Origin of the sequence: Amycolatopsis sp. NPDC006125, from assembly GCF_040614195.1 — a bacterium.
Classification (GTDB): Bacteria; Actinomycetota; Actinomycetes; order Mycobacteriales; family Pseudonocardiaceae; genus Amycolatopsis_E; species Amycolatopsis_E tucumanensis.
On the sequence record NZ_JBEXTZ010000068.1, the window covers coordinates 1 to 17628 of the forward strand.

The following is a 17628-nucleotide window of genomic DNA, read 5'->3' on the forward strand; positions in this document are numbered from 1 at the left end:
TCTGGTGCGGGAGCGTCGGGCACGTTCCCCGACATGACCACGAGCGCGGGAGCGTCCTTCCGGGTCGCCGAGGCGCAGGCACTCGGAACGGGATACCCGCGTCCCGGCACGCCTGCAGGATGTGCTCCGCGGTCGCGCCCATCATCGTGGCCGTGCTCAGGTCGCCGGGATAGGCGCGCGCTCCGATCTGGCTCACCGTCTCGTCCAGGTACGCCGCCGCCAGGCCCGAGACCTCCCGGGCGAAGGGCACGAGCCGCTCCGGCTCGGCGCCTTCGGCCGCCAGCAGCGCGAAGGCCTGCAGGTAGGCCGACAGCGAGGTGAGGAAGACCGTCAGCTCCGCCTGGTAGAACAGCTGCGCCAGGCCGTGGTCCTCTCCCAGGTACTCGGGCCTGCCGAGGTGCCGCAGCACCGGCTCGTGCTTGGTGAAGACGTCCTGTGGCCCGCTGTAGAACACGTACGAGGCCTCGGCTCCGACGAGCGGCGCCGGGACCATGATCCCGCCGGCCACCAGCGTCGCGCCGCGCTCGGCGAGCCAGGCCGCGGCTTCGCGGGTGCGCTGCGGGGTGTCCGAGCTGAGGTTGACCACGACGCGCCCGGCGAGCGCCTCCCCGGCGTCGCCGAGCACGTCGTACATCGCCTGGTAGTCGGTGAGGCTGAGGATCACCAGCTCGGCGGCCCGCACCGCCTCGGCGGGGCTGGCCGCGAGGACGGCGCCGCGGGCGACGACGTCGTCGGCGCGGCTCTTCGTGCGGTTCCAGACGGTGACTGCGGTGCCGTGGTCGAGCAGCACCCGCACCATGGCCTGTCCCATGGGGCCCAGGCCGATCAGGGTCGCGTTGGTCATGCGTCGTCCTTCCTGAGGTCGTCGATGATTCCGGTGAGGTCCTCGTGGCCGTGCCCGCCGGCGGCCCGCTGCCGCATGAGCCTGCCGAGCGGGGCGAGCAGTTCGGAGCTGACGCCCTGCTCGTCGGCGGTGCGGTGGAGGTTGTCGAAGCCGGCGGCCTGCATGCCGAGGTTGGAGACGACGCCGGTGGCGTAGTCGCGGCTGTCGAACTGCTTCGCGGCGGCCTCCGCCCAGCCGCCCATGGCCTGCAGCCAGCGGGTGAGCAGCGGCGCGAAGTCGGTCGCGGGCGCGCCGTCCGAAGTGGCGAGCGCGAGGGACTGCAGGACGCCCGCGAACATCCCGTACATGCCGGTGAGCAGCGCGATGTCGGTCAGCGCGGCGCGGCCGACGTCCTCGCCGAGGTAGACGCTCTCGCCGAAGACGTCCAGGGCTGGGCGGGCGCGGTCGAACGCCGCGCGGGATCCGCTGTAGAGCACGAACGCTGCCGGGGTGCCGATCATCGGCGGCACGGCCATGATGCCGCCGTCGAGGTAGTCGGCGCCCTGGCAGGCGGCCCATTCGGCGAACTCGCGAGCCTGCCCGGGGGTGCCGTTGGTGAGGTTGACGAGGGTGCGGCCCTGCAGGTGCCCGGCGCCGAGCACGTCGCGGACGGAGTCGTAGTCGAGCAGGCAGGCGACGACGACCGGGCTCGCGGCGACGGCCTCGGCGGGGCTGGCGGCCCGTGCGGCGCCGCGGGCCACGAGGGCGTCGGCCTTCGCCGCGGTCCGGTTCCACACGGTCACCGGGTGGCCCGCCGACAGCAGCGCTCCGGCGAGCGCGGTGCCCATGGCGCCGAGGCCGAGCACCGTGATGGATGGCTTGTCAGTGGTCATGTCGTGAAGGTGCCGGAGCGCTCGCACGGTTCACGCACGGTTTTCTGTCGGTGCCCGTCGCTACTGTCGGTGGCGTGAGGTTTTCAGTGCTGGGTCCGCTCGCCGTGCAGGCGGCCGACGGCGCCGCGGTGGCGGTGCCGGAGGCGAAGGTGCGCGCGCTGCTGGCCGACCTGCTGGTGCACGAGGGCAGGCCGGTCCCGGTGTCGCGCCTGGCCGACGACCTGTGGGGCGAGCGGCTGCCGGGCAACCCGGCCAACACGTTGCAGACGAAGATCTCGCAGCTGCGCCGCGCGCTCGAGGCGGCCGAGCCGGGCGCTCGCGCGCTCGTGGTGCGGCAGCCGCCGGGTTACGCGTTGCGGGTGCCGGAGGACGCGGTGGACGCCGGGCGGTTCCGGGCGCTGGTGGGGCGCGCGAAGGCAGGGCGGGATCCGGCGCGGACGGCCGCGCTGCTGCGGGAAGCGCTGGCGCTGTGGCGGGGGCAGGCGCTGGCGGACTTCGCGGAGGAGCCGTTCGCCGCCGGGTACGCACAGCGGCTGGAGGAGGAGCGGCTCGCGGCGGTCGAGGAGCTGGCGCAGGCCCGGCTGGCGCTCGGCGAGCACGCGGAGCTGGCGGGCGAGCTGGGCGATCTCGTGGCGGAGCACCCGTTGCGGGAACGGTTGCGCGCGTTGCACATGCGGGCGCTGTACCGATCGGGGCGGCAGAGCGAGGCGCTCGCCTCCTACACGGCGTTGCGGGAGCGGCTGGCCGATGAGCTCGGCCTGGAGCCGGGGCCGGAGCTGGTGCGGTTGCAGCAGGCGATCCTGCGCCAGGACCCGGCTCTGGATCCGGCTCCGGAGCCGGGTCCGCGGTCGAACCTGCCGGTGCCGCTGACGGATCTGGTCGGCCGGGAGGCGGCGGTGCGCGAGGTCCGGCAGGCGCTGGAGCACGCGCGGCTGGTCACGTTGACCGGCCCCGGCGGGGTCGGCAAGACGCGGCTCGCGCTGGAGGTCGCCGGCGGGCTCGCGGCGCCGGACGGGGTGTGGCTGGTGGAGCTCGCCGGGCTGGGCGAGCACGGTCCGGCGGGCCCGGCCGAGGCGGTCGCGGCGGTGCTCGGGGTGCGGGACGACGCGGACGATCTGACGGCGCGGCTGGCGGACGCGGTGCGGGACCGGCGGTTGCTGCTGGTCCTGGACAACTGCGAGCACCTGGTCGAACCGGTCGCCGCGCTGGCGGCCCGGCTGCTCGCCGCGGCGCCGGGGCTGCGGATCCTCGCCACGAGCCGGGAACCGCTCGGGCTCACCGGCGAGACACTGTGGACGGTGCCGCCGCTGGGCATCCCCGCCGCCGGTCACGCCGACCGGGAGCGGCCGGCCGCGGAGGTGCTGCCGTCGGTGCGGGAGTTCAGCGCGGTGCGGCTGTTCGTCGCGCGGGCCGCGGCCGCGGCGCCGGGGTTCGCGCTCACCGAAGGGAACGTGCACGCGGTCGCCGGGATCTGCCGCACGCTCGACGGGTTGCCGCTGGCGCTGGAACTCGCCGCCACGCGGGTGCGGGCGCTCGGCGTGCGCGAGCTGCTGGCGCGGCTGGGCGACCGGTTCCGGTTGCTGGCCACCGGCGCCCGGGACGCGCCGGCGCGCCAGCGGACGCTGCGCGCGATGATCGACTGGAGCTGGGAGCTGCTGTCCACTTCGGAGCGTGAGGTGTTGCGGCGGCTCGCGGTGCACGCCGAGGGGTGCGGGCTGGAGGCGGCCGAGGAGGTGTGCGGGGGCGAGCCGGGCGAGGTGCTCGACGTGCTGGGGCGGCTGGTCGACCGGTCGCTGGTGGTGTGCGAGCACGGCGAGCTGGGCCCGCGGTACCGGCTGCTGGAGTCGGTGCGCGCGTACAGCCTCGAGCGGCTGGCCGAAGCGGGCGAGGCCGAGCCGGTCCGGTCACGGCACGCGCGGCACTACACGGCGCTCGCGGAACGCGCGGACCCGTTGCTGCGCCGCACCGGTCAGTGCCACTGGCTGGAGACGCTGGACGCGGAGTCGGCGAACCTGCGGGCGGCGCTCGACACCCTGGTCCGCCAGGGGGCCGCGGACGAGGCGCTGCGGTTGGTGACGAGCCTGGCGTGGTACTGGTTCCTGCGCGGACGGCTGGGCGAGGCGCTCCGATCGTTGCGGACGGCGCTGGCCGTACCCGGCGAGGTGGCACCCGGCCGGCGGGCCGCGGCGCGGGCCTGGCTGGCGGGGCTCGGCGTGCTGGCCGGCGGGCGCTTCGACCCGGCGGTGGCCGAGGAGGCCGCGACGATCCCCGACGTGGCGGTGCGGTCGCGGGCGCTGTGGTTCCTGGGGTACGTGCTGGGGACGGTCGCGGATCTGACCGGCGCGTCGAAGCTGACCAATGCGGCGCTCGACGGGTTCGCGTCGCTGGGCGACCGGTGGGGCACGGCGGCGGGGCTCGCCGAGTCGGCCAGTCAGCTGATCGCGCGCGGCGAGCTGGTTGGTGCCCACGCGGCCGCGGAGGAGAGCGCCGCGATCTTCGCCGAGGTGGGTGACCGGTGGGGCCAGGTGCAGGCGTCGTTCGCGCTGGGCACGCTGGCCGAGTTCGAGGGCCGCTACGCCGACGCCGAGCGGTTGCACACCGAGAGCCTGCGGCGGGCCGAGCAGCTGGGGTTGTGGCCGGAGGTGTCCTACCAGCTGTCGTGGCTGGGCCGGACCGCGTTGCTCGCGGGGGATTTCGCCGAGGCGCGGCGTCTGCACGAGCGGGCGGAGCGGGTGGCGGTGGAAAGCGGTTTCACGCCGGGCGAGATGTACGCGCGGACGGGACTCGCGCTGGGCGCCCGCCGGGAGGGCGCGCTGGACGAGGCGGAGCGGCAGTTGCGGGTGCTGCTGGACTGGCACGGGCTGGTCGAGAACGAGCCGGGCAACACCCTGGTGTGCGCCGAACTGGGCTTCGTGGCCGAACTCCGCGGCGACGCCGACGGCGCGTTCACCTGGCACCGCCGAGCACTGACCATCGCCCGGCGCGGTTCGGACCCGCGGGCAGTCGCGCTGGCGCTGGAAGGCCTCGCCGGAGCCCACGCCCTGACCGGAGCCCACACGCTGGCCGCGCGCCTGCTGGGCGCGGCGGACCACGCCCGCCGCTCCGTGGGAACTCCACTCCCCCAAGCCGAACGCGGCGACGTCGACCGCATCGAGGCCAAGGCCCGAACAGCCCTCGGCGAGGAACCCTACGCGGCGGAGCACGCCCTCGGCGCCGGCCTGGCGCTGGACGACCTGATCACGGAAGGCCAGCCCGCGTGAGCACCTGGCGCCGCCCCACGACGCAACGGGCGCGGAAGCCGGTCGCGGCCGTGGCGCGGTGGGGCGACGGCCGCGGACACTGGGGCGTACGGCCGCCGCGTCGTTGGAGGGCGACGGCCCCGGAGCCAGCTGCGTGGCTGGCTGGTGGAGGGCTGGGTGGCGTGCCGGTGCGGCTCCCTCCCGGAGGGCGCGGTGGGGCTCCCTCCCGGAGGGCGCGGTGGGGCTCCCTCCCGGAGGGCGCGGTGGGGCGGTGGCAGTACCGGATGGGAGAGGCAAGCGCTTGCGGCCCGCCCCCACAAGCCGCCTTCCCCAGCCAGCCGCACCTATCGCCCACGCCGCCTCCCGGGCCGCCCACGCCAAACAACCCGCCTCCGCGAGCCGGTCGCGCCGCCAAGCAACCCGCCTTCCCTAGCCAACCGCACCCGCCACCCAACCCACCTACCCGAGCCCGCCGCACCCCCTACCCGACCACCCTCCCCAGCCAGCCGTGCTCAGCCGCCCCGGCAAGCACCTGCCACCAACCGAACCACGCCGGCCGCCCGGAGCCGGCCCGCGTCAACTCCTCCTCAGAAGCGGAGCCGCGGGATCGATGCCAGGTCGATCCCGTAGCGCGCGTACACCTTGATCGTGTTCTCGCCCGTCAACCGGTCCTCCGGGAAGCCGAGGAAGCCCGCGACCCGCACGACGTCGGCCACCGTGGCGGCTTCGATCTCCAGGTAGGGCGGGATGAGCGGCCACTCGTCGATCTCCAGCCGCGCCCCGTCCAAGGTGAAGCTCGTGCGGCGGTTCTCCTGGTAGGACTTCGGCGTGAAGCCGAGGAGGCCGAGCAACTCCTGAGCGCCCGCGAAGTCGCCGACCGTCACCTCGGCCTCGTGCGTGCCGTCGATGGCGTCGCTGCGGATTTCCTTCACGCACAATGTCGTCTCGGCGCCGGTGTCGCGCAACCGGATCCACTTCGACCGGTCCCCCGGCGTCACGTCGTAGACGTAACGCCCCATCAGCCGCGTCCCTCCGATCCGCTCCCCGCCCGCACGCAGGATGCGGGCCGCGACGCGCGCGGGGTCGATGTCGAGGACCTTGGCTTCGTGCTCGATCGGCACTGGTCTCCCTTCGCCGGTGGCGGTCGAGCCTAGCGGCCGTTGATCACCCCACCGATCGGCTCGCCCGGGGACCGTCCAGCCCCCACGAGATGATCCGCGCCGGGCTGATCCGGATGATCTCCCGCGAGAAGTACGGCACCGGCGGCTCCTGATCGGTCAGCGCCACCGCGCTGCCACGGATCTCGATGCCCCGCGGCACCCACGGGTCCACCGCCGCCAGGTCGTCCACCACGAACGACACCGTGCTGCCCCGCTGGACGTTGCGGAACTTCTTCGACGCGCCCAGCGCGTGCCCGCCGATGACGATCACGCCATCGACGACGAAGAAGTTCACCGGGTTGTTCTGCACCTGCCCGCCCGGCGACACCGTGGCGAGCCTGCCGAGGGGCTGGGACTTCAGGTAATCCAGTTCTGCTTCCGTGAACACGGGCGCGATTCTGCGGGTTGACGCGAACGTCAATGCAAGTCCGGTGGCGCCAGCAACGACCGGACCGTCGCGCTCACCACAGCGGGCGCTTCGGCCGCGCTCAACCGTCCGGCGCGGTTCTCCTCGGCGGCCCCGTTGAGGACGTAGTGCACGACGTTGACCAGCCACGTGACCGGCAGGTCCGTCCGGAACACGCCCTGCCGCCGGCCCCGCCGGACGAGGTCCTCCACCCGGTTGGCCGCGTCGCCGTGCAGTTCGCGGATGCGCGCCGCCGGCAGGAGCCCTTCGGCGGCCTGCAGCAGCTTCGTCGACTCGGCCACGAGCGACCAGCTGGGCGCGATCAGCCGCGCCAGGGCGTCCCGCGCGTCGCCGTCGAGGTCGACCGCGGACAGGACCTCCTCGCCGGCCTGGATGGCGTCGGCGAGCGCGGCCTCGACCAGCGCCGCGCGATTGGGGAAGTGCCCGTACAACGTCATCCGGCCCACCCCGGCGGCCTTCACGATGTCGTCGATGCTCGCGTCCGGATCCCGGCTGAGCACCTCCCTGGCGGCGGTGACGATGCGGGCGATGCTGCGCTCGGCGTCGGCGCGCCGGCGCGGTCGTGCGGAAGTGCTCACCACCGAAGTCTATCTCGTACGGGAATGTACGAGTTAGCATGTCGGTTGTAAGTCGTACTTCGTCGTACGAGTTATCCGGAGATGATCATGTCGGATTCGTTCGCAAGACCCGGTGCGCACCCGCTGCGGTGGCGCATCCTCGGCTTCCTCGGGGTCGCCCAGCTGATGCTGATCCTCGACGTCACGGTGGTGGCGATCGCGCTGCCGCACATCGAGACCGACCTCGGCATGAGCCGCGAGGCGATGACCTGGGTGGTCAGCGCGTACACGCTCACCTTCGGCGGGCTGCTGCTGCTCGGCGGCAGGCTCGCCGACCTCGCCGGCGCCAAGCGGATCGCGCTCGCCGGGCTGGTGGTCTTCACGCTGGCTTCGCTGGTGACCGGGCTGGCCGGGTCGTCCGCCGTGCTGCTGGGCGGCCGGATCGCGCAGGGCGTCGGCGCGGCGCTGTTGTCGCCGTCGGCGTTGTCGCTGGTCGTGGGGCTCTTCGAGGGCGACGAGCGGAACAAGGCGCTGGGTGTGTGGTCGGCGCTGGGCGGCGGTGGCGCGGCCCTCGGCGTGCTGCTGGGCGGGCTGCTCACCGCGGGGCCGGGCTGGCCGTGGGTGTTCTGGATCAACGTGCCGATCGGGCTCGTCATCGTCGCCGCGCTGGCGCGGATGCTGCCGCGCATCGCGCCGGTGGTCCCGGGCGCGCGGCTGGACGTGCTGGGCGCGCTGCTCGTCACCGCCTCGTCCGTGGCGCTGGTGTACGCCCTGATCAACGCCGGGGACCAGGGCTGGCTGACCGCGACGACCGGGTGGCTGGTGCTGGCGGCCGCGGTCGGGTACGTGGCGTTCGTGGCGTGGCAGCGCCGGACGAAGGCGCCGCTGATGGACGTGCGGCTGCTGGTCCGCCGCCCGGTGGCGACGGGCACGTTCCTCATCCTGATGGCGACGGCGCCGACGGTCGCGGTGTTCTTCCTCGGGACGTTCTACTTCCAGCAGGAGCGCGGGTTCAACGCGCTGGTGACCGGGTTGCTGTTCCTGCCGGTGGCGCTGCTGACGATGGCCGCGGCCAACCTCACCGGGCGGGTCATCGGGCGGTTCGGCGCGCGCCCGCTCGCGGTGGCCGGGCTGCTGGTCGCCGCGATCGGCCTGGTGGTGCCCGCGCTCGTCATGAACGCCGTGGTGGTGGCGATCAGCATCGCGGTCGCGGGCGCCGGCACCGGGGTGCTCTTCGTGGTGGCGTCGGCGACGGCTCTGGGGCAGGTCGCGCCGCACGAGGCCGGGATCGCGTCGGGGATCGTGAGCACGTTCCACGAGTTCGGGGCTTCGCTGGGGGCCGCGGTGGTGTCGAGCGTCGCGGCGGCGAGCCTGGTCGCGGAGACGCTCGCCGGGTTCCGCGGCGGGTTCCTGGTGTTCGCCGTGACGGCCGCGGTGGCCGCGATCGCCGCGGGCGCGCTGTCGCCGGGCCGCCCGTCGGTGAAGGTCTGACGACCCGGCCGGTTACGCCGGGCCGTGGCGTGGCGACTACGGCACGTGGACGAAGATCTCGCGCGTGACGCGCTGCGGGGCCGGGAGCGCGACCTCCGGACCCGGCACCGCGCCCGCCGCACGGCGCTGGCTCTGGTCGTGCTGGCGGCCGCCGCCCTCGGCTGGCAGCTGGCTCCGGCGGCGACGTCGTGGTGGCCGTTCCTCACCGCGTGGTGGCCGCTGGTGGCGGCCGTCGTGGCGCTGGTGGCCGCCGGGGTGCTGTGGTCGCGGAGCCGGCAGCGCCCCACGACCGCCGGTGCCGGCGCGGCGGAGCGCTGGTCCCGCATCGGCGGGATGGTCACCACGGTGACCGCGGTCGGCGCGCTGGTGTTCACCGCGATCTCGCTGCAGGCCACCCGCGACCAGATCGAGGTGGCCCGGCAGGGGCAGATCACCGACCGCTACACCCGCGCCGTCGACCAGCTGGGTGCCGAGGGCGCCGCGAACCTGCACCGGCGGCTCGGCGGGATCTACGCGCTGGAGCGGATCGCGGTCGACTCGCCGCGGGACCAGGCGACCACGGTCGAGGTCCTGTCCGCGTTCCTGCGCTCCACCAGCCCGCGCGTCCGGGGCGAGCCGTGCCCGCCGACACCGGCGGACGTGGCGGCCGCCTTCGCGGTGCTGACCCGCCGCGACGTCACCCGGGATCCCGGGCCGGCGGTGATCGACCTGCGCGAGCTGTGCCTGCGCGAGGTACGGGCGGTGGACGGCGACCTGAGCGGGATGTCGCTGATCGGCTCCGACCTCAGCGGGGCCAACCTGAGCGGGGCGCGTCTCGGGCTGACCGCGCTGTCCGATGCCACGCTCGTCGGCGCGTCGCTGTACCGCGCCGATCTCACGGCCGGTTTCGTCTTCGCCACGAACGCCGACTTCACCGGCGCCCGGTTCGACAGCGCCAAGCTGGGCAGCGCGGATTTCTCCGGATCGACCTTCACCGGCGCGGATTTCGAGTACGCGGACCTGGGCCGTTCCGACTTCTCCGGCGCCGACCTCACCGGCGCCGAGCACACCGCCCAGACCAAGGCCGACGGGGCGGTGAAGGACCCGGCCACGCGCAACGCGTGGTGGTGAGGTGTCGATCCGGCCTGCCGCCGTTCGTGTAGCCGGTGAACGGGTTCCCTCGACCGTGAGGAGCGGACACGATGAGCGACGTTCTGCTGACCGGGTTGAAGATCGGCGAGTCGGCGCGCTGGCACGAGCACCGGCTCTGGCTGGCGAACTGGGGGACGCGGCAGGTGCTGGCCGTCGACTTGGACGGCAACGCCGAGGTGATGGCCACCGCGCCGACGACGTTGCCGTTCTCGATCGACTGGCTGCCGGACGGGCGGTTGCTGGTGGTCGCCGGGCCGGAGGGCCGCCTGCTGCGTCAAGAGGCGGACGGGTCGCTGACCGACCACGCCGACCTGACCGGCCTGGGCGCCGGCCTCAACGAGATCGTCGTCACCGGCCGGGGCGACATCTACGTCAACGGCGGCACGGACTTTCACCCGGGCGCGGGAGAAGCGCCCGGGTTCGTCGCCCTGATCAGGGCGGACGGCTCGGTGCGGCGGGTCGCGGACGGGCTGGCGTTCCCCAACGGCATGGCGGTGACGCCGGACGAGGGGACGCTGATCGTCTCGGAGTCGTTCGCAGGCAGGCTCACCGCGTTCGACATCCGCCCCGACGGCACCCTGACCGGGCGGCGAGTGTGGGCCCCGCTGCCCGGTGACGGCATCGTCCTCGACGCCGAGGGGGCCGTGTGGACGCCGGGCTGGACCGAGCGGGGACCGGCCTGCCTGCGGGTCGCCGAGGGCGGCGAGGTGCTCGCCACCGTCCCACTGGACCGGGCCGGGTTCGCGTGCACCCTGGGCGGCGAGGACGGCCGGACGTTGTTCACGCTCGCGGCGGACTGGCGCATGGCGGACGGGTTCGAGGACAATCTGGAGCGTCTGCTGACCGGGCCGGAGACAGGTCAGGTGTGCACGGCGCGCGCTCCAGCCGCCCACGCCGGCCACCCGTGACCGCCCTGGCCGCGCCGCGGCCCCGCCCGTGCGCAGCGCACGACCGGAGGAGGTCCGCCATGACCGATCGTCAAGCCACCACCACCTGGACCGGCGACCTGCCGAGCGGGTCCGGGGAGACCAGTCTCGACACGTCGGAGCTGACCACGTTCGCGGTCTCGTGGCCGGCACGTGCCGAGGAAGCCGGCGGCAAGACCAGTCCCGAGGAGCTGATCGCGGCCGCGCACTCCTCGTGCTACTGCATGCAGCTGTCCGGTCTGCTCGGGCGCGCGGGCACCCCGCCGGAGAAGATCCGGACCACCGCGACGGTGTCGTTCGGCCCGAAGTCCGGTGGCGGGTACGAGATCAAGGGCATCGCGCTCGCGGTCCGCGCGACGGTGCCGGGCGCGAGCCCGGACGACTTCCGCAAGATCGCCGAGGACGCCAAGGAAACCTGCCCGGTCTCGGCCGCGCTGACGGGCACCACCATCACCCTCGACGCCGAGCTCGAGTGACGGCGGTTCACGATCTGAAAAACCCGTGCTGTGACCCGGTTCGCGATCGTTGGAGGCGCGCGCCGGACCGCTGTTAGCTTCGCGGACGTGACAACGATGACCGCAGTGGTGCACGGGAACGCGACGGGACTCACGGGTGTGCGGGTGGCGGAGGTGCCCGCGCCGCGGCCGGGACCGGGCGAGGTCGTGGTCGCTGTCCGCGCGGCCGGTCTCAACCACCGCGACCTGTTCCTCGTCGACGGGCGCGGGGCCGATGACGCTCCGGTCGTGCTGGGTTCCGACGGCGCCGGAGTGGTCGCCGCGGCCGGGCCGGGCGCGGAGGTGGCTCCCGGGACCGAGGTCGTCGTCAACCCCTCGCTGGACTGGGACGAGCCCGGCGACGTGCCGGAGGTCCCCGCCATTCTCGGCGTGCCCACCGACGGCACGTTCGCCGAGTACGTCGTGGTGCCGGCGAAGAACGTGGCCCCCAAACCGGCGCACCTCGGCTGGACCGAAGCGGCGGCCCTTCCGCTCGCGGCACTGACGGCGTACCGGGCGCTGTTCACGCGCGGCGGGCTGCGCGCGGGCGAGCACGTGCTGCTGCCCGGGATCGGCAGCGGGGTGGCGACCTTCGCGCTGGCCATGGCCAAGGCGGCCGGCGCCACCGTCAGCGTGACCTCGCGCAGCCCGGAGAAGTGCCGCCGGGCGCTCGAACTGGGGGCCGACCGGGCGATCGGCAGCGCCGAGGACTGGCGCGGCGCGCTGGGGAAGCCGGTGGACCTCGTCATCGACAGCGTCGGCTCGGCCACGTTCGGCCGGTGCCTGTCGGTGCTGCGCCCGGGCGGGCGGCTGGTGTCGCTCGGCGCGACGACGGGCGCGGACGTCACCCTGTCGCTACGCGAGATGTTCTTCCGGCAGATCAGCCTGCTGGGCACGTCGATGGGCAGCGCGCGGGAGTTCGGGCGGATGCTCGACCTGGTGACCGAGCACCGGATCCGGCCGGTCGTCCACCGCACGTTCCCACTGGAGGACGGCCCACGCGCGCTGGCCGAACTCGCGTCGGGCGACCAGTTCGGCAAGCTCGTACTGACCCCGTGACCACGGCCGGTGGTGAACGCGGCCGAGCACCGGATCCGGCCGGTCGTCCACCGCACGTTCCCACTGGAGGACGGCCCACGCGCGCTGGCCGAACTGCCGGCAGGCGACCTTCGGCAAGCTAAGGCTGACCGCGTGACCATGGCCGGTGGTGAACGCGGCGAGCACCGGATCCGGCCGGTGATCCACCGCACCTTCCCACCGGACGACGGCCCACGCACACTGACCGAACTCCCGGCAGGCGACCTTCGGCAAGCCAAGGCTGACCGCGTGACCACGGCCGGTGGTGAACGCGGCGAGCACCGGATCCGGCCGGTCGTCCACCGAACGTTCCCACTGGAGGACGGCCCACGCGCGCTGGCCGAACTCGCGTCGGGCGACCAGTTCGGCAAGCTCGTGCTGACCGTGCCCCCTACTCCAGCCACTCGGTGACGAAACGCGGAGCGGCGTGGATGTGCACGGCCTCGTAGCCGCCGGGCCCGGTGGTGAACTTGTGCGGCGTCCCGGCCGGGACGACGAGCACCTGACCGGCCCTGGCGGCGACCTCGTCGGCCCCGATGGTGAACACCGCGCTGCCGCGGCGGATCACGAACGTCTCCGCGTACGGGTGCCGGTGCAGGCGCGGGCCCGCACCGGCTTCCGACGTCGATTCCAGGATGATGGAGATCCCCGCCCCGCCGGGGAGTTCTTCGAAGTCCTCGGTCCAGTTCTCGCCGTCCGGTCGGCCGTCGCGGCGGTCGATGACGCTCGCTGGCATCCCATCCTCCTGTCCTCGAAACCCGGCCCGCACGGTACGCGAAAGACGGCCCGCTCACCCCGCGAACGGCGCGATCCCGAAGCGGCCCCACGCGATGAACACCGCGACCACGAGGTAGATCAGGTTCAGGCCGGCGAACCGCGCGCCGCCTTCGTAGCGGAGGTGCGTGATCATCGCGCCGATCATCAGCCCGGCCCAGCACACCGCGGTCACCGGCACCAGCACCGGCGCGATCCCGGTCACCGCGGGTAGCACCAGCCCGATCGCGGCCAGGACCTCCAGCACGCCGAGCGTCCGCACGAACGCGGGCGCGGCGTCCCCCGTCCACTCCCCGCCGTGCGCCGCGGCCAGCTTTTCCACCGGCAGGAACGACTTGGTGAAGCCCCCGGTGAGGGCGACCGCGGCGAGCACCCCGGCGGCGATCCACAGGGCGACGTTCATGGGATTTCCCTTCCGTCCACAACAGTTCGCCCTGAAGACACCGCTCATCTGAAAGCCGTGACACCCGGTGATCCGGATCACGCGCGGCCGGGCCAGCGGCGCCACACCGCGACGTGCAGGATGACGGCCAGGCTCAGCGCGTTCAGCAGCGCGTGCGTGACCCAGCCGTCCACTTCGGACTCCGGGACGCCGGCCACGCGGGCGAGCGGCGGGAGCAGCCACGACAGCGACACCGCCAGCACGGCCACGATCGTCAGCGCCAGGCTCCGCCCGGGCAGTGGACCGAGCCGCACCGCGGGCCACGCCTCGAACTGCATCGAGACCAGCAGGACCGACGCGACCACCGCCGCGGCGATCGCCGTGACGCGGCCAGGTTCGGCGATCAGGCAGCTCGCCGAACCGCACGCCACCACGGCCGCGTTCGCGGTCACCAGCCGCACGGCGCGCCGCCGGATGCGGGCGAACGGCCACCCGCGCAGGGCGACGTAGAAGACCATCTGCCACGCGCCGAGCGCGGTGAACCACGCCCCGTACGCCTCCCCCGGCACGGCGCCGGACCGGACGAGCAGCAGGTACGCCACCGCCCCTGCCGCCCAGCACCCGGCCAGCGCGGCGAGGCCGGAGCGGATCCGCCCGGCCCCGGCGAGCGGCCACCGTTCGCAGACCAGCGTCAGCTGCAGCATGACGGTGAAGATCCCGCCGGCCAGCGGCAACGGGTTCGCCGCGCCCGCGACCGCCCGCCCGAGCAGGCTCAGCACCAGCCCGCCCGCCACGACCAGCAGCGTGTCGTAGAGCCCGGACCACCCCGGACGCGCAAGACTGCCGGGCCAGTCGTCCCACCAGAAGGCGATCATCGCCACCAGCGGCAGTGCGAAGGCCACGGCGGGTCCGAGCAGCGCGGCCGATTGCGCCGGGCCGCCCGCGCCGGCCGCCAGGAACCCGGCGACCGGCAGCACGAACAGCAGCCCGGCCAGCCCGCGCCGGGGCTGGGCCCGTCTCGCGTCGGCCAGCGCGGCCGGGCTCAGCGCGTCCGGGGCGCTCACCGCCGGCCGGGACACCACGGCCACGTCAGAGGACGTGCTCGAGCCGGATGGGCAGCCGCCGGGGACGGCGGCCCGTCGCGTGGTGCACCGCGTTCGCGATGGCCGCGGCCACCCCGACCATCGCGACCTCGCCCAGCCCCTTCACCCCGGCCGAGTTGAACAGCGGGTCCGGCTCGTCGATGAAGGACACGTCGATGTCGTGCACGTCGGCGTTCACCGGCACCGGGTACTCCTCCAGCGTGGTGTTGAGGAAGCCGCCGAAGCGGTCGTCCACCTCGCTCTCCTCCCGCAGCGCCGCGCCGATGCCCCACACCACGGCGCCCCGCACCTGGCTGGCCGCCGTGACCGGGCTCGCCACCCGGCCGCAGTCGGCGACGCTGACCACCCGCGGCACGCGGATCCGCCGCGTCCCCGCCTCGACCCGCACCTCGACGAAGTGCGCGATCCAGCTGAACGAGCTGAACTCCCCGAACTCCGGGCCCGCGATCGCGACCAGCCCGGCCCGGGACCGCTCCAGCATCTCCGGCGCCTGCGAGGTCACCTCGACCGCCACCGCGTCCCGCCCGGTCGCCGCGACCGCCGCCGCGACGTCCACGTCCCCGGACGCCGGGACGTCCAGGTGCTTGCGCAGCTCCGCCAGTCCACTCTGGACGGCGGGTAGCGCCGTCGCGGTGCCCCACGAACCAGCGGTCAGGTGCTGGGGCGCCACCCGGGTGTCCCCGACCAGCACCACCACGTCGGCCGCGGGCACCCCGAGGTCGCGCGCCACGGTCAGCGCGATCGCCGACCGGATGCCCTGCCCCATCTCGTGCCCGTCGACGCTCACCGTCACCCGCCCGTCCGCGCTCGCCGACAGGTGCGCGACCGCGGGCGCGACGTTGCACGGGTAGGCCCCCGCCGCCACGCCCCAGCCGATCGACGACCCGTCCGGGGCGACCATCGACCCGGGCTCCGGGTTCCGGTCCGCCCAGCCGAACCGCTGCGCGCCCCGCCGCAGGCATTCGGCTAGGTAGCGGCTGGAGAACGGGTGCCCGCTCACCGGGTCGACCGCCGTGTCGTTGGCCAGCCGCAGCGCCACCGGGTCCTGCCCGGTGGCGTAGGCGAGCTCGTCCACGGCGGACTCGAACGCGAACGTCGCGGGGCTCTCGAACGGCGCGCGCATGTACCCGGGGGTCTGCACGTCGGTCTGCACCAGCCGCTGCCTGCCGCGAAAGGCCGGCACGCCGTACAGCCGCGAGGTGACCTCCGTGGCCGTGCACGGGAACAGGTCGTGCCGCGAGGTCTGCTGGTCGACCTCGTGCACCGCGGCCAGCAACTTGCCGGAGGTGTCGGCGCCCAGCCGCACGGTGTGCCGGGACGCGGGCCGGAAGCTGGCCGCGTGGAACGTCTGCGGCCGCGGCAGCACCAGCTTGACCGGGCGGCCGAGGCGGCGCGCGACGACGGCCAGCGGTCCCAGGTGCGGCTGCAGCGAGTTCTTCTGCCCGAACCCGCCGCCGACGTAGGGCGAGCGGATCTCGACGTTCGCCGCGTCGATGCCCAGCTGCCGGGCCAGGCCGTGGCGCAGCGCGCCCGCGTTCTGGGTGCCCTCGTGCACGATCACGCGGTCGCCGTGCCATTCCACGACGCTGCTGATCAGCTCCATCGGTACCTGGTGCTGCGGTGCGTGCTCGTAGGTGCCCTCCACCCGCACCGGGCTGGCGGCGAAGGCGGCGTCCGCGTCGCCCACCTTGACGTCGGCCAGGAACGGCAGCGGAATGGCCTCCTCCTGGACGACGGTGTTCGCGCCGTCGGCGTCGAGCCCGACCGCGAACGGCTCCACCTCGTACTCGCCCGTCACCAGTTCGGCGGCCTCGGTGGCCGCGACGAGCGTGTCCGCGACCACCAGCGCGATCGGCTGGCCGCGGTAGGCCACCCGGTCACCGAGCAGCGGCTGGAAGCTCTGGAACCCGTGCCCGCCGCCCATGACGAAGCTGCCTTCGCCCAGCTCACCGGGTTCGAACCGGGTCACCACCAGGCGCACGCCCGGAACGGCTTCGGCAGCGGAGGTCTCGATCGAGACGATCCGGCCCTTGCCGATCCGGGCGGTCGCGAACATCGCGTACGCCACGCCCTCGGGCACGCGGTCGGCGCCGTAGGCGGTCCGGCCGGTCACCTTGTCGCGGGCGTCGACCCGGCGGTTGTCGATGGCGGTCATCTGCTGGCTCGCTCTCCGGCAATGCGCACCGCGTCAGCGACCGTGCGGATGCCCAGTTCTACTCGGAACCCGTTGTAGGTGCCGGGGCGGGCGCCCTCGAAGGCGATCTCCCCGGCGCGGCGGGCGTTCTCGGGTGTCAGCGCCCGGCCGGACAGGAACGACTCGGCCTCGGCCGCTCGCCACGGCCGCGTGGCGACGCCGCCCAGGGCGATGCGGCACTCCCCCACCACGTCTTCGTCGAGGGTCACCGCGACGGCGGCCGAGGCGAGCGCGAACGCGTAGGACTCCCGGTCCCGGATCTTGTGGTAGGTCGACCCGCGGCCGGCCGCGCTCACCGGCACGCGGATGCGCACGATCAGCTCGTCCGCGGCGAGCGTGTGCTCGCGGGTGGGGTCGTCGCCCGGTTCGAGGTGCAGGTCGGCGAGCGGCACCTGGCGCTCGCCACCCGGGCCGAGCACGTCCACGACGGCGTCGAACGCGAGCAGCGCGATCGCCCAGTCGCCGGGGTAGGTCGCGATGCACGACTCCGAACCGCCGAGCAAGGCGTGCGCGCGGTCGTGGCCGCCGATGGCGGCGCAGCCGCTGCCCGGGTTCCGCTTGTTGCACGGGAACTCGGGGCCGCCGCGGAAGTAGGCGCAGCGGGTGCGCTGCAACAGGTTGCCACCCACCGTGGCCATGTTGCGCAGCTGCTGCGACGCCGCGCGCCACAGCGACTCCGACAGCGCCGGGTAGTCCGCGCGGATCACGGGGTGGTCGGCGACGTCGGCCATCCGGGCGCCCGCGCCGAAGGACAGCTCGTCCGGTCCGGTGCCGACGGCGTCGAAACCGGGCAGGCGGTGCACGTCGACGACCGCGGGCGGCGCCTCGATGCCCAGCTTCATCAGGTCGTAGAGGGTGGTGCCGCCGGCGAGGATCTTCGTGCCCGGCTGCGCCGACCGCAGCGCGTCGACGGCGGCGTCCACGCTGTCCGGCACGAGGTAGCTGAAGGCTCGCACG

General features: G+C 74.2%; 17 protein-coding genes. 7 read left to right on the top strand and 10 right to left on the bottom strand.

What is annotated here, in order from left to right; translation table 11 throughout:
• Together ABZ193_RS29000 and ABZ193_RS29005 are read right to left on the bottom strand one after the other, a co-directional pair.
• A partial coding sequence (locus ABZ193_RS29000) for an NAD(P)-binding domain-containing protein (RefSeq protein WP_354712210.1) occupies positions 1–844 on the bottom strand: 844 nt, incomplete at its 3' end.
• The gene (locus ABZ193_RS29005) at positions 841–1716 is read right to left on the bottom strand and encodes an NAD(P)-binding domain-containing protein (RefSeq protein WP_020420911.1); all 876 of its coding nucleotides are present in this window, start codon (positions 1714–1716) and stop codon (positions 841–843) included. The genes ABZ193_RS29005 and ABZ193_RS29000, both read right to left, overlap by 4 nt.
• 74 nt (positions 1717–1790) lie before the next feature.
• On the opposite strand from ABZ193_RS29005, the gene ABZ193_RS29010 reads away from it, so the two are divergent.
• Positions 1791–4976, top strand: coding sequence for a BTAD domain-containing putative transcriptional regulator (locus ABZ193_RS29010; protein WP_354712211.1), 3186 nt, complete (start codon positions 1791–1793; stop codon positions 4974–4976).
• A gap of 566 nt (positions 4977–5542) precedes the next feature.
• Here the strand turns inward: ABZ193_RS29010 and ABZ193_RS29015 are convergent.
• Genes ABZ193_RS29015 through ABZ193_RS29025 form a run of 3 tightly spaced genes read right to left on the bottom strand, consistent with a single transcriptional unit; the run spans position 5543 to position 7120 of the window.
• Complete coding sequence (locus ABZ193_RS29015; protein WP_354712212.1) at positions 5543–6076, bottom strand: CYTH domain-containing protein; 534 nt, start codon at positions 6074–6076, stop codon at positions 5543–5545.
• Between the two features lie 43 nt (positions 6077–6119).
• The gene (locus ABZ193_RS29020) at positions 6120–6503 is read right to left on the bottom strand and encodes a PPOX class F420-dependent oxidoreductase (RefSeq protein ID WP_354712213.1); all 384 of its coding nucleotides are present in this window, start codon (positions 6501–6503) and stop codon (positions 6120–6122) included.
• A 29-nt stretch (positions 6504–6532) separates the two neighbouring features.
• Positions 6533–7120 carry a TetR/AcrR family transcriptional regulator gene (locus tag ABZ193_RS29025; RefSeq protein ID WP_354712214.1) on the bottom strand — a complete coding sequence of 196 codons (588 nt, stop codon included), beginning with the start codon at positions 7118–7120 and terminating at the stop codon, positions 6533–6535.
• 87 nt (positions 7121–7207) lie between these two features.
• Between ABZ193_RS29025 and ABZ193_RS29030 the strand changes: the two genes are divergently transcribed.
• The 6 genes from ABZ193_RS29030 to ABZ193_RS29055 all read left to right on the top strand — a co-directional run bounded on the left by ABZ193_RS29030 (position 7208) and on the right by ABZ193_RS29055 (position 12629).
• Positions 7208–8590, top strand: a complete 1383-nt coding sequence (locus ABZ193_RS29030) for an MFS transporter (protein WP_354712215.1) — start codon at positions 7208–7210, stop codon at positions 8588–8590.
• A 45-nt stretch (positions 8591–8635) separates the two neighbouring features.
• A complete protein-coding gene (locus tag ABZ193_RS29035; RefSeq protein ID WP_354712216.1) occupies positions 8636–9700 on the top strand; it encodes a pentapeptide repeat-containing protein in 1065 nt (354 codons plus the stop codon).
• 71 nt (positions 9701–9771) lie between these two features.
• Positions 9772–10629 (top strand): SMP-30/gluconolactonase/LRE family protein, encoded by an 858-nt coding sequence (locus tag ABZ193_RS29040; RefSeq protein ID WP_020420905.1) that lies wholly within the window; start codon positions 9772–9774, stop codon positions 10627–10629.
• A gap of 59 nt (positions 10630–10688) precedes the next feature.
• A complete protein-coding gene (locus tag ABZ193_RS29045) occupies positions 10689–11123 on the top strand; it encodes an OsmC family peroxiredoxin (RefSeq protein ID WP_354712217.1) in 435 nt (144 codons plus the stop codon).
• Positions 11124–11219: 96 nt separating this feature from the next.
• The gene (locus ABZ193_RS29050) at positions 11220–12200 is read left to right on the top strand and encodes a zinc-binding dehydrogenase (RefSeq protein WP_354712218.1); all 981 of its coding nucleotides are present in this window, start codon (positions 11220–11222) and stop codon (positions 12198–12200) included.
• Between the two features lie 9 nt (positions 12201–12209).
• The gene (locus ABZ193_RS29055) at positions 12210–12629 is read left to right on the top strand and encodes a zinc-binding dehydrogenase (RefSeq protein ID WP_354712219.1); all 420 of its coding nucleotides are present in this window, start codon (positions 12210–12212) and stop codon (positions 12627–12629) included.
• Here ABZ193_RS29055 and ABZ193_RS29060 read toward each other — a convergent pair.
• From ABZ193_RS29060 to ABZ193_RS29080, 5 genes are all read right to left on the bottom strand, one after another.
• Positions 12610–12954, bottom strand: coding sequence for a cupin domain-containing protein (locus ABZ193_RS29060; protein ID WP_354712220.1), 345 nt, complete (start codon positions 12952–12954; stop codon positions 12610–12612). The genes ABZ193_RS29055 and ABZ193_RS29060 overlap by 20 nt on opposite strands.
• Positions 12955–13008: 54 nt before the next feature.
• Entirely contained in the window at positions 13009–13395 is a 387-nt protein-coding gene (locus tag ABZ193_RS29065) for a DoxX family protein (RefSeq protein WP_354712221.1), read from the bottom strand.
• 77 nt (positions 13396–13472) lie between these two features.
• On the bottom strand, positions 13473–14462 hold the full coding sequence (locus tag ABZ193_RS29070) for a hypothetical protein (protein ID WP_354712222.1): 990 nt from the start codon (positions 14460–14462) through the stop codon (positions 13473–13475).
• A gap of 1 nt (position 14463) precedes the next feature.
• Positions 14464–16632: a xanthine dehydrogenase family protein molybdopterin-binding subunit gene (locus ABZ193_RS29075; RefSeq protein ID WP_354712223.1), complete on the bottom strand. Its 2169-nt coding sequence runs from the start codon at positions 16630–16632 to the stop codon at positions 14464–14466.
• Positions 16629–17627: a xanthine dehydrogenase family protein subunit M gene (locus ABZ193_RS29080; RefSeq protein ID WP_354712224.1), complete on the bottom strand. Its 999-nt coding sequence runs from the start codon at positions 17625–17627 to the stop codon at positions 16629–16631. The genes ABZ193_RS29075 and ABZ193_RS29080 overlap by 4 nt, the downstream gene beginning before the upstream one ends.
• Between the last annotated feature and the right edge of the window lies 1 nt (position 17628).